This is a genomic window from Microbulbifer sp. TYP-18, from assembly GCF_040932045.1.
In the GTDB taxonomy this organism is placed as follows: Bacteria; Pseudomonadota; Gammaproteobacteria; order Pseudomonadales; family Cellvibrionaceae; genus Microbulbifer.
The window spans coordinates 23,365-38,896 of the sequence record NZ_JBFRBC010000018.1 but is presented as its reverse complement, the minus strand read 5'-3'; the positions used below and the strand labels follow the sequence as shown (position 1 = coordinate 38,896).

At 53.3% G+C, this 15,532-nt stretch carries 11 protein-coding genes; 6 read left to right on the top strand and 5 right to left on the bottom strand.

What is annotated here, in order from left to right; all coding sequences use genetic code 11:
* The first annotated feature begins 151 nt into the window (after positions 1-151).
* Positions 152-2,374 (top strand): TonB-dependent receptor, encoded by a 2,223-nt coding sequence (locus ABVT36_RS14170; protein ID WP_368457124.1) that lies wholly within the window; start codon positions 152-154, stop codon positions 2,372-2,374.
* A gap of 105 nt (positions 2,375-2,479) precedes the next feature.
* On the opposite strand, the gene ABVT36_RS14165 is transcribed toward ABVT36_RS14170, so the two are convergent.
* The gene (locus ABVT36_RS14165) at positions 2,480-3,520 is read right to left on the bottom strand and encodes an AraC family transcriptional regulator ligand-binding domain-containing protein (RefSeq protein ID WP_368457123.1); all 1,041 of its coding nucleotides are present in this window, start codon (positions 3,518-3,520) and stop codon (positions 2,480-2,482) included.
* Positions 3,521-3,885: 365 nt separating this feature from the next.
* On the opposite strand from ABVT36_RS14165, the gene ABVT36_RS14160 reads away from it, so the two are divergent.
* The 3 genes from ABVT36_RS14160 to ABVT36_RS14150 all read left to right on the top strand — a co-directional run bounded on the left by ABVT36_RS14160 (position 3,886) and on the right by ABVT36_RS14150 (position 7,916).
* Entirely contained in the window at positions 3,886-5,364 is a 1,479-nt protein-coding gene (locus tag ABVT36_RS14160; protein WP_368457122.1) for a hypothetical protein, read from the top strand.
* An 85-nt stretch (positions 5,365-5,449) separates the two neighbouring features.
* The gene (locus tag ABVT36_RS14155) at positions 5,450-7,015 is read left to right on the top strand and encodes an AMP-binding protein (protein WP_368457121.1); all 1,566 of its coding nucleotides are present in this window, start codon (positions 5,450-5,452) and stop codon (positions 7,013-7,015) included.
* Positions 7,016-7,592: 577 nt separating this feature from the next.
* Entirely contained in the window at positions 7,593-7,916 is a 324-nt protein-coding gene (locus tag ABVT36_RS14150; RefSeq protein WP_368457120.1) for a TfoX/Sxy family protein, read from the top strand.
* Positions 7,917-8,033: 117 nt separating this feature from the next.
* On the opposite strand, the gene ABVT36_RS14145 is transcribed toward ABVT36_RS14150, so the two are convergent.
* Positions 8,034-8,618 carry a TetR/AcrR family transcriptional regulator gene (locus tag ABVT36_RS14145; protein WP_368457119.1) on the bottom strand — a complete coding sequence of 195 codons (585 nt, stop codon included), beginning with the start codon at positions 8,616-8,618 and terminating at the stop codon, positions 8,034-8,036.
* A 117-nt stretch (positions 8,619-8,735) separates the two neighbouring features.
* Between ABVT36_RS14145 and ABVT36_RS14140 the strand changes: the two genes are divergently transcribed.
* Positions 8,736-9,458, top strand: a complete 723-nt coding sequence (locus ABVT36_RS14140; RefSeq protein ID WP_368457118.1) for a glutathione S-transferase family protein — start codon at positions 8,736-8,738, stop codon at positions 9,456-9,458.
* Positions 9,448-10,251, top strand: coding sequence for an SDR family NAD(P)-dependent oxidoreductase (locus ABVT36_RS14135; protein WP_368457117.1), 804 nt, complete (start codon positions 9,448-9,450; stop codon positions 10,249-10,251). Before ABVT36_RS14140 ends, ABVT36_RS14135 begins: the two co-directional genes overlap by 11 nt.
* Positions 10,252-10,395: 144 nt before the next feature.
* Here the strand turns inward: ABVT36_RS14135 and ABVT36_RS14130 are convergent, their stop codons facing one another.
* The 3 genes from ABVT36_RS14130 to ABVT36_RS14120 all read right to left on the bottom strand — a co-directional run bounded on the left by ABVT36_RS14130 (position 10,396) and on the right by ABVT36_RS14120 (position 15,184).
* Positions 10,396-11,712, bottom strand: coding sequence for a hypothetical protein (locus ABVT36_RS14130; protein WP_368457116.1), 1,317 nt, complete (start codon positions 11,710-11,712; stop codon positions 10,396-10,398).
* 20 nt (positions 11,713-11,732) lie between these two features.
* Positions 11,733-13,373: an amino acid adenylation domain-containing protein gene (locus tag ABVT36_RS14125; protein ID WP_368457115.1), complete on the bottom strand. Its 1,641-nt coding sequence runs from the start codon at positions 13,371-13,373 to the stop codon at positions 11,733-11,735.
* A gap of 1,529 nt (positions 13,374-14,902) precedes the next feature.
* On the bottom strand, positions 14,903-15,184 hold the full coding sequence (locus ABVT36_RS14120) for a hypothetical protein (protein WP_368457114.1): 282 nt from the start codon (positions 15,182-15,184) through the stop codon (positions 14,903-14,905).
* Positions 15,185-15,532: the final 348 nt, after the last annotated feature.

Below are 15,532 nucleotides of genomic sequence, written 5' to 3'. Positions count from 1 at the left end.
ATCTTATTGGTGTATTGCTGAGCCAGAGGGGGCTGGCCACCAAAGCTAATAGATTGGCCATCCAAGACACAGAGAATCCCTTCGGCCCGGTAAAGGGCGCTGTTAATCTCAACTCGCCAGGTGAAATGACGTATCAAATCGGGGCGAGCCTATGCCAATCAGAATAAAGCACACCGCTATCAGCATTGCCGTCGGCAGTGCCGCAATGACCTGCAGCACACTTGTCGGAGCACAGGAGCAGTATCTAGAGGAAGTGGTTGTCACCGCGCAAAAGCGGGAACAGTCCGCATCCGATATTCCTATCGCCATCAGCGTACTGGACGGGGATGAGCTGGCCGACAAGGGCATTCAGGATTTTGGCGATCTCAGCGTATCCACATCGTCGCTGGATGTGGCCCGGGGCAACAGTACCAACAACCCGGTGATCACCATTCGCGGCGTCGGGTCGACGGACCCCTGGATCAACAATAACCCGTCGGTGTCGGCGTTTAGCGATGGCGTTTATCTGCCGTTCGCCTCCTACCTGAGCATGCCGCTGTACGATCTGGAGCGGGTGGAGATTCTCAAGGGCCCCCAGGCCGGCCTCTATGGACGCAACAGTATCGCCGGGGCCATCAATTTTATTTCCGCCCGGCCCGGAGACGAGTTTGGCGGTTATCTGGATACCAGTTACGGCGCCTATGGCGAACAGCAGCTCCAGGCTGCGGTGGACACTCCCGTAAGCGAAACCCTGCTGTTGCGGCTGGCCACTACGGTGCAGAGGGGTGGTGGCTATATCGACCGCGAGGGCACTGCCGACACCACCGGAGGTTTTACTCGCGCGCCCGGTGTGATTCCGGGTGTGGATGTCACCAGCGACGAATCCGGTTATGGCGACAAGGACATTTTCGCCGTGCGGGCGACGGCTCTGTGGCTGCCGACGGACAATATCAGTGTGAATTCAAAAATTCACTACGCTTCGGACGAGTCTGAAATTATCAACTCCACCAATCTGAGCGGCGATATACTGGGGCTGTTCCAGCCCGCCGGTGACGATCCCTTTACCGACTATGATGATTTCGCCGGCAGGATGGACGCCTCGCAGAAGGGTGCCTCGGTGGAGGTAAACTGGGACCTGGATAGCTTCACTTTCACTTCCCTGACCGGTGTCGAGAAGCTCTCGCGGCAGTATGGCGTGGGCGACTTCACACCGCTGCGGCTGGCCGAACCCACCTATGACGAGCGGGTTTCCAGCGTCAGCCAGGAATTTCGTATCGCCGCGGACACGGATAGCGTTCACTGGCTGGCGGGTGTCAATGCCACGGCGGACAAGATCGACTATGGTCGGGTACTCTCCAGTGCCGACTTTTTGATGGGTGATCTGGTTTCCGCCTATGAGCAGGAGGACAAGAGCTGGTCCCTGTTCGGTCAGGTGGACTGGTTGTTCGCCGACGACTGGGAACTCAGCAGCGGTCTTCGCTACACCGACGAGCAAAAGGATTACGAAGGGGGCTCTTATGAAGGCGACCCCTTCGGCACCTCCATTGTCAGCATTGCCTTTCCCGGTGTTGCCGGCGGCCTCTGGGGTACCAGTGCCTACGACAACCAGGACGTTTCCGGCCAGCTGAAACTTTCCTGGACAGGCATAGACGACACACTGGTGTATGCTTCCGTCAGCCGCGGATTTAAAAGTGGCGGCTTCGACGGCTCCGGCCTGGTCAATGAAGCGGGTTACATCCCCTATGGTGCGGAACAGCTGATCGCCTATGAAACAGGAATCAAAACCCTTTTGCTGGCGGATTCCCTGGAACTGTCGGCGTCGGCATTCTTTTACGATTATTCCGACAAGCAGGTGCTGGCGATCCTGGACCTGGGCAATGGTATCACCGAAGCGGTAACCCAGAACGCCGCCGCTTCCGATGTGACGGGCCTGGACCTTGAGCTCAAGTACCACGCCACCGAAAACCTGTCTTTCGGTTTGGCTGCAACACTGCTCGATTCCGAAATTACCGACTGGGACAGTGACGACCCGGCCGAGGTTGAGGCGCGCACCGGCAATGAATTGCCCGGCACCCCGGAAAACAGTATCACCGGCGACGTCAACTGGAGCACGGAAGTGTCCGGTTACGGTATCGATTCCAGACTATGGGTGGTACACAGTGATGCGGTATTCCGCGATATCGAGAACACCCCCGACCTGATGTCAGATGGTTACACGCTGCTGAATGCAAGGGTCGATGTCGGCCGTGCCGAGGGGGACTGGTCGGTGTATATGTTCGGCAAAAACCTCACTGATGAAACCTATGTAACCAGTGTGCGCACACTATTGGGAATGGAAGGCGCCTACTATGGCGAACCGCGTACCTGGGGTGCCGGCTTCCGCTGGAATTTCTAGGGCTGACTCAGTTAGTGATTAATCCGGCAACTGAAGAAGTTGCCGGGTTATTCGCGTAAACCGGCCCGGGTTCAGGTCACAACTGTACTGTGGAAAGGGTTGGTGTCAGAGCCCGGCCCGCTTGGTGATATCCACCCGGCTCACTGGGTCCAGCTCGGAAAACTGTTTGGGCGTAATGCCGTAGTAGGATTTGAACGCCCGGTGATAGCTGACCACATCCCCATAGCCGAGCGAATAGGCGATATCCTTGATGCTGCGATTGCCGGTGGATAGATATTGACAGGCGAGGTCCATGCGAACCTCCAACAAAAGCTTGTTGTAGCTGCTGCCGGACAGCGCCAGGTGACGGCGCAAACTGCGCTCACTCATATTGAGGCGCCGGCCGATATCCGCGGGACACAGAAACCCTTCGCCTGAATTCATCAGCAGGGTGCGCACAGTATGTACCAGGGACTGGGAAGCGCCCAAATTTTGCAGCGCCCGCATGCATTCGGATTTGCAGAAATCATTGACCACCTTACACGAATACTTGAGCGAATCGCGGCCAATCTCGCCGTTAAACACCACCCGGGTGTGTTCTCTACCGTAGGCGATGGGGCAGTTGAACTGGCGGTGGAATTCTTCGCTGTGCTGGGGTTCGGGATAGGGCACCTCTATGGCGCTGAATAGGGATTCCCCGTCCTTCACAAGATCCGACAGCGCGGTTAAAGTGGTCAACCAGTTTTCGATCAGAAATCTCTGCAGAGCACCGTGGGTGACGTTCAGATCGGCGGTTATCTTCAGTTCCCGCCCATCGTAAAAATGGTGCACATTGAACACTGAGCCAAACGCCTGTCGGTAGTCCACATAGGTTTTTACCGCCGCGGCCAGATCTTCGCTGCTGATAATGGCGTGGCCCAGTACCCCCAGGTCACCCATATTGAAATTTTGACCGGAACGCATTCCCAGGTCGGGAATATTCAGCAGGTTCACAATCTCTTCTACCACAGACAAATACAGTCCCGTGTCGATACGCTCTCCTTTGATTTGTAAAAGGCGGGAATCAACACTGTCTTTGTCCGCACTGAGGCCTTGGTCAGAAGCGATGGCCAGCAGGCGGTTGAGGGAGGTTTTAGCCATTCCGTTGGTCGCGGACAGTTTATGCATAGCTAAACCGGAGAGACATTTGGCAAGGGGTATAAATACGTAAACCCCATAGTAAAGGCGCCGACGGCACAAAGCAATCCGCAGCGGATTAAGGCCGCAAACGCAAGTGTTGTGGCCACCTGTATCATTGTTGAAATCCCCATGGCGGCAACAATAAGGCTCCGACATTTACCGCTGAATGAGTTCAGTTGCGCGAGCTTGCTATGACCCAAATTCTGTTGCGAAACCGCCCCGCCTGTTTGTATTTGCTGCTCCTGGTTTGGGCCCTGGTAGCCCCGTCTTCAGTTCAGGCCAAACAAGGGGGCGGGCGAGAAGCGTGCCTGCAGAAAATTTGTCCCTCCTACGTGGTCTCGAAGGAGACAGTGTTGCGCTGGCATCAGTTAAAGGACAGTTATGGTCCAACTTTTGCCGGCACCCGGGCATGGCAACAATATATGGATTTGATCGAAACTGAGGCCCGGCGGCTGGGGGTGGTGGATTTAAAACACAACACTTTTCGCTACCGCCGCTGGCACACCTCTGAGTGGCCGGATAGCTCCCGCTGGTCTTTGTCGATCGGAGGGCACCCTATTGAGGTGGCCAACTATGGGGCCAATTCCGGTACCACTGGTGCCGCAGGGGTCACTGCGGACGTGGTCGCCCTCACCGGCGATGAACTTTCGGCCATGCAGGACAAAAGCGCCCTGCGCGGCAAGATACTGGTCCTCAGTATCAGACCGACCCATCTGCTGGAGCGAATATCCGACTGGTTGTATGCCCCTCCGGAATACCCGTTCGAGGTGGGGCAGATAGTGAAGTCGGAGACCAGTGTTTTCCACAGCACTGTATCGCAGCTGTTCGCCGCCAATTTCGATGGCAGCCTGCCGTTTCCGAAACCCCACTACCTGCGGTTGATCAAGGAAACAGGTGCCGCGGCAGTGGTGGTGATTTTCGACATGGCCAATGCCCGGGTAAACGGCCTGTACAGCTTCCCCGTGCCCGCAATCTACAACATACCCACTTTGTATCTGGGGCGGGAATCCGGGCGGGAACTGTTGCAGTACCTACCGCGGCACAAACAGGCAACACTCACCCTGCGCGCCCAGATAGAAGAGACACAGGCCTATCAACTGGCAGGTTTTCTGCCTGGCAGGAATTACGGTACCGACAAGGATGAGATTGTCCTGATGATTTCCCACACCGACGGGCCGTCCATTTCGCAGGAAAACGGTCCGCTGGGGCTGCTGTCGATACTCCATTATTTCGCTCAATTCGATGCCCGCCAGCGGGACAAAACCCTGATGTTGTTTTTGGATAGCCGCCACTATATTCCAAACCGGGAGGCTGCCCTGCCGGATTACAACATCGACAGAGTACTGGGGCCGGGTGGCCCTCTCGCGCCGGCAAAGGGCAAGCTGGTGGCCAGTGTACATCTGGAGCATCTGGGGCAGCTGGAATACCGGGAGCTAAACGGAAAATATGAGCCCACCGGCCGCATGGAAATCGGGGGTTACTATGTGACCGGATACCAGGGCGTCATAGACCTGGCCGAACAGGCACTTAAGGACAACCATCCGCTAAATCAGGTGCTGCGCTCGGCAGATATTCCGGGGGTGCACGGTCTGTCCCAGGGGCCCTGGTTCGGTCTCGGGCATCACCCGCGCAAACTGGGGATAGAGGCCATTGCCTCCAACATGACGTTCATGGGGGCCTACTGGTCGAGTGCGGCACGGCTCGATTATCTGGACGTGGACCAGTTCATCCGGCAGACCAATGTAATGACACAAATTGCGGCCGGATTTATGGGCGCTGATATTTCGCGCCTGACCCGAACCAAATTAACGGAAACCGCAACCGAAAAATAATCTGCGTCAATCAATCCAACCGCTGCTGCGACAGACAGCGGAGACCTGTTTGATCTTCAGGTCTTTATGCCCGGGAATCGAGTCTATGCACACCGAATACCGAAAAATGCACAATCTGGCCCAACTGGTGGACTCTGCCTGTGGCATACACGCCGACAAGATTGCCTTTCGGTGCCTGGACCAAAGCATCACCTATGCGGAACTGCGTCGGCAAAGCCGCTGCCTGGCCCATTGGCTGCAGCACCGGGGTGGGCTGGAGGCGGGGGACAGGGTGGCGATTCAGCTGCCCAATCTGATCCATTACCCCATCGCAGCCTTCGCGGCCATAGAGGCGGGTCTGGTGGTGGTCAACACCAATCCACTGTATACACCCCGGGAAATGCGCCATCAATTCGTGGACTCAGGGGCCAAAGCCATTGTGACCCTGGGACAGCTGCTACCCGGCCTAGAGGAGATTATTGACCAGACTTCTATTAGTACCGTGATTCTCGCCGATGCCACGGATCCGGGGGATCGACAGAAAACCCGCAAAGCGCAGTATGTCAGCCTGCATAAAGTTATTTCCGCGGGCACTGATCTTCCCCCTCTCGCTGTCAGCCCGGCCCGGCCTCGGGATATAGCGCTACTGCAATATACCGGCGGCACTACCGGGGTTGCCAAAGGCGCCAGTCTGTCCCACAGCAACATTCTCCACAATACAGACCAGTTCCTGCACGCCATCAGCGACTTCGCGCGGTGTCGCGATAATATCTTTGTGTGCCCCCTGCCGCTGTACCATATTTACGCCTTTACCGTGAACATGATCGGTTTGTTTGCCAGCGGCTGCACCAACTTGCTGATTCCGAATCCCCGCGACCTGGACAGCCTCGTCGACCAGCTTCGCGATGTGCCATTTACCGGTTTTTCCGGATTGAATACACTGTTTGCGGGCCTTTGCCGGCACCCGGGGTTTCGCGATCTGGATTTCAGCCACTTGCGGCTTACCACCTCCGGCGGTAGCGCTTTGACCTCGGCCGCGTTCGAATCCTGGCAAGAGGTCACCGGCTGTACCATCACCGAGGGCTACGGACTGTCAGAAACCTCTCCGGTGGTGACTATCAATGTCCCGGGCCGCGAACGGCTCGGCACCGTGGGCCGGCCGCTGGTGGACAGCGAAATTCAGATCTGGGACAAGTCCGACCGGCCGGTGGCCGCCGGTGAGGAAGGGCAGATAGTGGTGCGGGGGCCACAGGTAATGAGCGGTTACTGGGGGCGCGCAGAGGAAACCGCCGAAGCGATCAGCGCGGACGGCTTTTTCAGAACTGGCGATGTGGGCGTATTGCTCGGCGACGGTTCGCTAAAAATCGTAGATCGCCTGAAGGATATGATCATAGTGTCCGGGTTCAATGTCTACCCCCATGAAATCGAAGATGTGCTCAGTCGCCATGAAAAAATTATCGAAGCTGCCGTGGTCGGCGTCGCCGATAGTAAAACCGGCGAAGCTGTGTGCGCGCATATCGTGTGTGGGGGGGAGCTGGGAGAGCAGGAGGTGATTGACCACTGCCGCGAGCAACTCACCGGGTACAAGGTGCCGAAGAAAATCGTGTTTCACCGCGAACTGCCAAAGTCCAGTGTCGGCAAGATTTTACGGCGCGCATTGCGGGACAACTGACAGGCGCCGTGACTCCCCAACAGGGAAGGAAAGGCTTTCCCGGGTTTTTTAGCCTCTATTCCACCATCAAAGCTATTGCCCTGCTACCGGGGGCGAAGGCTCCTAATTTCTGTGTGCATCGCGGCTGGAGTGGAAGCGTCTCTCCTTGCCCCGCTATTGTCACAGTGGAAAGCCGGGGCGACCGGTTAGGCTGCCGGTCAGGTCCGTGTGCATTGGATCCGGGGATTGGGCCCGGCAAGATCCAAATTATTTGCTAAACTTGTGATTGACCCGGCGGGCTGGCCTGAACAGACAAAGTTATGGTTGCGTTATAATTTTGCCGTCCCAGCGGATAACAAGAGGGCAGAATAGCCAACTGACAACGAAATCAGTTGTGAGGTTAATCTGGTACGGGGATGCGCCACCGCCGGGTTAAGGCCGGCGCGAGCACTTAATAACCTTGCTGCGGATTTCTCTTTCAATTATCGACAGCGCGGCGGATTCTGCTGCACAGGAATCTGTTCAAATCCCGGTGTGGTGAGCATGTGCCGGTCACATATCTGTCACTGGACACTTTGATAAATATGAGGAGGCGGCTATGAGCTATAACCAGGAGCTGGCGAAAAAAATACGCGAACTGCTCGCTGACAATGAGGGGCTCAGTGAAAAGCAGCTGTTTGGCGGTCTCGCGTTTATGCTCAACGGCAATATGGCCTGCGGAGTGGTGGGGGAGGAGCTGCTGGTGCGGGTGGGCCCGGACAACTACCAGCAGGCGCTGGGTGAAAGATTTACACGCCCTATGGACTTTACCGGCAGGCCGCTCAAGGGCATGGTTTATGTCGAAGAGGATGCTATTGCCGCGGATTTGAGGGAATGGGTCAGTCGCGGTGTGGAATTTGCCGGCAACTTACCACCCAAGTAGTTGTCTGCGCCGCTCGGGCGCCAGCCTCCACCCAGCTTATAGCCTTATCTTTCATTACTTCGTCGGATACTGATGTCCACCTGTGGAAGACTGTATTTCATTGCGCCAGCCGATACCTCAGTCCTCGTCCAGCAGGGCCAGTGCCGAGGTTACAGCGCCCTGCAGCAGTCGCGGTTCCGGACGAACCCGGGCGAAGACACGAATGCCCATTAGCACCGCCAGAAGATTTCGCGCCAGATCCCTGGCCGGCAGCCGCAGACTGATACTGCCGTCCTTCTGGCCCGATTTCACGCACTGATAAAAAAACCGCTCTACCTGCTCCAGAATGGCGGCAATGTCCCGCTGGAGTTGCGGATCATCGGGTTTGTCGGCCATGGCCGCATTGACCAGCATACAGCCCTTCTGATCGGAGTCGTTCAGGGAGCGGGAGACTACCTCCTTGAAGAAGGTCTCTATTGCCTGCCGCGGCGGCTGGCTTTCACAGCGCGCGATTCTCGCCGAGATGGTTGTATCGACGTAATGATCGAGGGCCTGCCGGTACAAAGCGCTTTTGTCGCCAAAGGCGTTGTACAGACTGGGACCCGTCAGTCCGGTCCGGTCCGTCAGATCCCGCATCGAGGTTCCCTCGTAGCCCTGCAGCCAGAAGGTGTCCAGAACCTGTTTTAGAACCGAGCTGTGGTCAAATGTTCGCGGTCGCGCCATCTCTGACACCACTTGTCGTTACTGTCTTAGTTGCATTTTATAACGGTCGATATAATATGTCCAACGCCGGACGCTGAACATTCCCCACAGCGTCACTGAATTTGGAAGTATGAGATTATGATCAGCTTTTATTATCATCCGACCCCCAACCCCGCCAAGGTGGCGCTGTTTCTGGAGGAGGCGGGACTGCCCTATAAAATGGTCCCGGTGGACACCGGCAAGGGAGAGCAGCACAGCGAGGAGTTCCGCCACATCAACCCCAATGGCAAGGTCCCGGCTATCGTTGACAGCGACGGGCCGGGGGGAGCGGAGGCGCGCCTGTTCGACTCAACGGCCATTCTTCTTTACCTGGGCGAGAAAACCGGCAGGTTTCTCGGTGCGCCGGAAGACCGGCCCGAGCTTCTGTCCTGGTTGATGTTTATTGGCACTGGTGTGGGTCCCTATTCCGGCCAGGCGGTGCACTTTCAGCTGGCGGCACCGGAAAAAATACCCTATGCGGTAAACCGCTATCGCTGGGAGGCGCGGCGTCACTACAATCTACTGGATACCCGGTTGGCCCAGCGGGAATACCTCCTCGGTGATACCTATACCATTGTGGATATGGCCGCCTGGGGCTGGGTTGACCGCCTTACCAATGTTTTTAACACAGAGCCGGGGGAAGCCCTGGGTCCTTTCCCCAACCTACAGCGCTGGTTTGAACAAGTGGATGCCCGTCCCGCTGTCGCCCGTGCCAGGGCCCTGGTTAACGATCATCCATTTAAAACTGTCAGCGATGAAGAGACCAAACGCGCCCTGTTTCCGTCCAATTATGCTGCCCAGGAGGTTTCCAATGAAGCTTGAGAATAAGCGCATTTTAATTACCGGGGGTTCCAGTGGCATCGGCTATGCTACTGCCCAGAATTTGTTGCAGAGAGGGGCGCGGGTGGCCATTAGCGGCCGCCGACAGGAGGCTCTGACTAAGGCGGTGGAGGGATTGCGCAGCTTCGGTGATGTGACGGCTATCTGTGCCGATGTAGCCACCGGCGAAGGGCGGGAGGAAACACTCAGCCAGGCGCTGTCGGCGCTCGGCGGCCTCGATATACTGGTGAACAATGCCGGCGGTCTCCGGGCCGGTCCCCTGTCGCAGTTGGAAGAGACTGACATAGTGAAAATGGTGGAGGTCAATCTTTTGGCTCCTATTCTGTTGACCCGCGCCGCATTGCCCGCCCTTGAGAAAAGCGGGGATTCCATGGTGGTCAATGTCTCCTCCGCGCTGGCCCTGGTGGGTATCCCTTTCTATTCCATTTACGCCGCCGTGAAGGCTGGTGTGGCACATTTTGGTGAGAGTCTGCGTCGGGAGCTCAAAGGGGAGGGGATTCATGTGATGACAGCTTTCCCCGGTGGCACTGATACGCCGATGATGAAGACCAGTAATGCGGGCCCGGAACTGGGGTTTACCCTGGAGCCGGTAGAGGCGGTAGCGGAGGCTATTGTCGCCGGTATGGAGGAGGACGCACTCACGGTTATCCGCGGCGGTGAGCAACGCCAGGAAATGATCGCACTCAACCGTACTGATCCGGCCAAGCTGGATGAGCGCTTTGCCGGGCTGAAGGATACCCTGGCAGATGCGGTCAAAGATCACACCGCATTGTGAGCCCATATTGCACTTGTAAATCAGGGAGTAGTTTTAGGGGAAGCGCAAAGCTGAAAACCCCAGATGCAGTGTAGAAACAGTTCACTGTTGGCTGTTGTTATCTAACTGTGGAAACCCCCCGCCCTAAAGGACGGGGGGAGACTTTTAAGAGTCCCAGATTGCGCCGTAGGCGGGAATTCCCTGCAATTCCATTTCGTAAACCACCTTCTGGGTCAAGGCCTGATTAGCAATACAGATCACCGCTTCCGCTCCAGTTTCCTGGACGGCGTCCCATGCCAACTGGACCAGGTCGGGCTTCCCGTGACGGCTGGTATCCCATATCAAGGCGTCAGGTATAGCGCCCAGTACTTCTTCAACGAAGTCGTCGCCATAGGTTTTTCTCGGGCTGCGGGTAGACCAGACCAGGCTGGCGGGCACTTTTTTTGCCAACAGGTGGGGTAAACAGGGGCCGATTCCGCTGCCGGTGGCTACATATACCACTTTCTTGAATAGCACCTCGATATTGGCCACACCCGCCGTTGGAATTCCTTTTGTCCAGACCTGTTGGGGCTTGTCATCTATAAACCTGCCCGTCCAGTCCCCCGCTCGCGAGATGGTCAAGCGAAATCCCTCTTCGCTTGGTGCAGGTACATTGGCAAAGGAGTGCCACTCCAGAAAAGGCCGCCGGCTAATCGCTGTGGAGGATCCTGCAAAAGGCGTCACGCCATGGTCAAAGCGAGTCAGGGCAACATGTGAAGACGGCGAAACGATATTGATCTTCACCTTTTTCAACCGCAGCCAGGGCAGGGCTACACTAAAAGTCAGGATGGTCAGCCCCCAGAATGACAGGCTCTGGACCAGATCAGAGGTACTGCCCGCAAGCAGACAGGTTTGGGCCCAAAACAGAATGAGTACCGACCAGCCGCCGAACCGATGCACCAGCTCAAATTGGTTGTGATAACGTCCCCGGACAGATGGCAAAGCCATGACAACCATAAGTAGCAGTAATGCCATGAGTAAAAACACTACCCAGACAAGGCCGGCGGGTGTATCTGGTAAAGGTCCGTTTCTCTGATCAATGAGCCCCGCCAGAAAAACCGCATACCAGAGGGTTCCAGCCACCGCGCTGCCACTGTGAAGCCCACCAAAGTGATATACCTTGGCAAGATTCCATCGAATCCAGAGTGGCCAGCTGACTGGAGCCCGGGTAGCAATCCAGAAAAATAAATTGATGGTATATTGTTGGCGCACCAGTACAGCTACCATAAAATTTGCTAAAACAAGATCCAATAATATGGAGAGGTTGCCATCTTGTTTTGACCACCAGCCTGCCTGAGTTGATCCATACCATAGTATCCAGGCATTGACAGAAATAACCAGAAAAAATAATCGGTTGTAGTGTTCAAGATAACGATGTCGTAGGATTCTTCGGGTCAGGCTTGGTTTGTCGTCCAGCGTAAGTTTTTCTATTACTGCATCCATAATTCTGCGACTCCTGTTTTTTAGGCTACAGATACCAGATCTGGCGTTTTCTTTTGAATCTGCTCCAGTAACGCCTTTTTATCTATTTTTCCTCTGGCTGTTATTGGAAACTCCGCAAGCGTAACGATAGCGGAGGGGAGGCAGTAATAGGGCAGCCTTGCACTAATGGCATCTATACAGTGCTGGACATCGACGTTAATGGGTGTGACAAATGTCACTAGACTTTCTTTATCAATTTTCAGCGTTACTGCCTGCCGGCAACCTTTGACAGATTCAGTGACAGAGGAAATTGAATCCAACTCTACCCGGAAACCCTTTATTTTTACCTGGTCATCGGTGCGCCCCCAATACTCCAGCTCACCATCCTCATTCCAACGTCCCAGGTCCCGGGTTCTGAACATGATTCCACCGTTGGAATTAAAGGGATCCAGCTGGTACCGCTCACAGGTCAGGGCTTCATTATTGATATAGCCGGCTGTAACGCCTTGCCCTCCCAGCCATATTTCTCCCAGTTCACCTATGGGGCAGGGCTTAAGATGCTCATCGAGTAGATACACGGTATTATTAGGAGTCGGCTTGCCGATCGTAAGAGACGGGGAATTTGGAGAATACGGCTGTGCCGTGGTAATGATTGTCGCTTCGGTTGGTCCATAGCTATTAATGAATCGACAGTTTTTTACCCATTTCTCGGCCAGAGGTCTTGGGCAGGGCTCTCCTGCCACCGCCACAGTTTTGGCTGAGTGGCAGAGGGTGGGGTCGATTTTTGCCAATATACTTGGAGTCGCGATAATTACATCGCACTGCCGGGCAGCCTGCGTGAAGTTGGCCTCTCTGATCACCAGTGTTCCGCCATGAGCCAGGCAGCCCAGTATTTCCCATGCCGCCATATCGAAGGCTATGTTCAATAGTTGCGAGACCTTGTAGCCTGGTTGAATCCCCAGGTTACCCGGACTGGACAACAGTATATTGCAAACATTGCCATGGGTTACCTGAACCCCATTTGGGGTTCCTGTGGTGCCGGAAGTGAACAAAATAAAACAGTTGTAACTGGAGTCGATCTTTTTTCCATAGGTTCTAGAAGCGATCTCACTTTGCTGATCGCTGGAAATCCAATCGATATTGTCGATAGGTAAAATTATCCGATTGGTATCGGCTGGTATTTTATCTTTCAGGTGTGAAAGGGTTAAAGTCACCCTGATTTCAGCGGTCTCCATAACCTTCGATATGGTTGTTGTTGGGGTTATTCTTATGTCCTGAGGTACATAAGCAGCTCCTGTCTTCAATATGGCAAGCATCCCGACTAACATCGGGATTGAGCGCTCCAGAAAAAGACCTACATTGTCGCCTGGTCCTATGCCCATATTGACAAGTTTTGTTGCAAGATAACCGGCCTGTGTATTCAATTCTCCATAAGTTATTCGTTGACTACCATGCTTGGCAGCAATATTCTTTTGTCGACATTGAGCCTGCCTCTCGATAGCCCGATGAATGAGTCCGTAGGGAACTTGCATCGATGGACCTTTGCCATAGGCTTCGAATTTCTTCTGGTCGGAGTGAGAAAGTATAGTCAGGGCTTTTCGTTTGAATGAATTTACTTCTAGAATCGATTTTTTTGATTGATAGGTGTTGGGTGAGATAGGATGGATATTCTGGGTTTCCATTTTTGTCTCCAAGACGCTCTTAAAAATATTTTTGGTTTTAACGTACTAGATCCTATTCATTCTAATTCTTGTGGAAATTGTTGTTTTCTTATAAATTTATCCTCCTTATTTGTTGTAGTATAATTAGTTGTCCTTTTTTGGTCTCATGGTTGAATTAGGTTTAACTGTCATGGGCCTGAGTCTACCGCCAAACAAATTCATGGTTTAAGACTTCATCTTCTATATAACCAATTACTTTTCAACGGAGCTTTAATAAATTCAGATTTTTTTCCTGGCTGATTGTAGGGGCTTGAGTTATATTTTTTTCATTCGCTCAATCGTAGGATTTACAGGAAGGTGATAGGTCAATTTCATTAAGTTACGGTTCCAGGCTTAAATCGTTGTTGAACAATTGGGGATCTGCTGCCATCAATTATGAGCTCTTAACTCACAGTCATCAGGAATAGCAGATTGTTATGGGGTGAGGTTTGATGAATCAGGGATGTTGTTGATGATGTGAGAAACATCCGCAGTTTTTTTAAATCCATGTCCTTGGTCTTATTGTTATTTGGTCTTATTTTATTGCACATATCCACCAGATATATTTCGGATATTAACATTATGAATTTTGATTGTGTTGCAGAAATTTTTGGAAACTTCTCAAATTTAGGTGGGAATATCCGCCATTTTTGTGAAAGAAGATCAAAGGCTTCGCCGTCCCTGGATGCCAGTGAATTTGTTCTCACTTTCTACTACAACTGGTTCCTAATATTCTTTTTGATGGTGGGTAAAATAAAGAAACAATTACATTGATAAGCCTTTTTTCTGATTATGACAGACACATCAGTTGCTGGGTTGGGGGAGTATCCACTTAAAGTATCGATAGCTATCAATAGTACTGAATTAACGGCTGGTCTATCTCAGAGCGCTATTATTTGGCGGCAATACGAGTTGGAAGGAATAATGTCCCTACTAATTGTCGGTTTATTTGGTGTCCGGAGGTTTTGCTGGAAACTTTGGACCAAATAAATGAATTAAGTGCCAGGAATATTGTCGAGTTAAAATCCGTTTGAACGATGGGGTAGGCAAATTTTTTGAAAGCTGAGCCCAAGTATCTGAGAATCAGCGGTATTCTTCTTCTGTGCTTGATTACAGGCCTTCGTTGCGTTCATTAGATAGGTTTTTTCAATATTTATAGGACCAGGTTCCGGCCAAGCTGTGGATTACTGTCTTAAAATCAGTATATCTTCTGAAAGTCTTTTCTCACTTGCAATCTGAATTTAAGCTCTATGAAGAGTATGGTGCTCAAGTCAGATTCTTGGGGTACATGTATTGTTTTCTTCTTTCTCTAAAAAGGTGTATGTCTAAGGGCCGCGCCCTGAGCCGCTTTTCGTGGAGCTTGCTTTTACGCAGGCGTGTGCCTGTTTTACCATTGCCGGTAGCCATGCTTCACTTCAACCCGGTGAGTTGTGGTTAGCTGGCGGATTGGACTGCAACCCTTACAGTCAGTACCTTTAAGATGCTTGTTGCTGGATTACGGTATCGGGCATCTACATCTCCAATTTTTGTTTAGCACGAGGCGAGTGGCCGATTAACTCCATCTGCCGCTGCGAGCGGGGCTTGGGGTCACCCTCCCCCTTAGCGACTTTAACTGGTTCGCCGATAACCTCTTCGATAGAAACCACCAGCAGGGTTGCCAGTGTGAATTGCAAGGCCACAGGAATGCGCGATTTGCTCCCTTTGTAGTACGCCATCGCAATACCCAGCGCATTGGCAAACTGTGTCTGAGTCATGCTCTGGGCTTTACGGAATTGCGCTTTCCCTTTTCCCATAGCAATTGGCGTAAGAGAGCTTCTGGAAAGACTTCACCCACCACTAGCAGGCTGTTGAAATTCGAAGAATTTCGACGCCTGGTTCCGGAATATGGATGTTTCGGCACAATCGGCGACCCTAAGTCGTTGATTTTGGAAGAAAAGTGAAAATCACATTTTTCGCTTTTCGTGTGTTGCAAAAGGCAGGATGCCTTTTTCAGCAACCTGCTAGTACCCCTCAATTGATCTCATCAGGCAGATGACAGTACGCGGTTTATCGAAAGTGAACAGTGTCTTTATGCTGGCGATGATTGGCTGGAACCTGACTCGAATGAGGGCGTTACAGGGATAGCCCGCCACCAAGGCCTG

Coding starts and splice junctions, on each gene's coding strand:
- ABVT36_RS14155 (WP_368457121.1), top strand. CDS start 5,450: ATGCACACCGAATACCGAAAAATGCACAATCTGGCCCAACTGGTGGAC.
- ABVT36_RS14145 (WP_368457119.1), bottom strand. CDS start 8,618: ATGGCGCGACCGCGAACATTTGACCACAGCTCGGTTCTAAAACAGGTT.
- ABVT36_RS14135 (WP_368457117.1), top strand. CDS start 9,448: ATGAAGCTTGAGAATAAGCGCATTTTAATTACCGGGGGTTCCAGTGGC.
- ABVT36_RS14170 (WP_368457124.1), top strand. CDS start 152: ATGCCAATCAGAATAAAGCACACCGCTATCAGCATTGCCGTCGGCAGT.
- ABVT36_RS14140 (WP_368457118.1), top strand. CDS start 8,736: ATGATCAGCTTTTATTATCATCCGACCCCCAACCCCGCCAAGGTGGCG.
- ABVT36_RS14150 (WP_368457120.1), top strand. CDS start 7,593: ATGAGCTATAACCAGGAGCTGGCGAAAAAAATACGCGAACTGCTCGCT.
- ABVT36_RS14130 (WP_368457116.1), bottom strand. CDS start 11,712: ATGGATGCAGTAATAGAAAAACTTACGCTGGACGACAAACCAAGCCTG.
- ABVT36_RS14120 (WP_368457114.1), bottom strand. CDS start 15,184: ATGGGAAAAGGGAAAGCGCAATTCCGTAAAGCCCAGAGCATGACTCAG.
- ABVT36_RS14125 (WP_368457115.1), bottom strand. CDS start 13,373: ATGGAAACCCAGAATATCCATCCTATCTCACCCAACACCTATCAATCA.
- ABVT36_RS14165 (WP_368457123.1), bottom strand. CDS start 3,520: ATGCATAAACTGTCCGCGACCAACGGAATGGCTAAAACCTCCCTCAAC.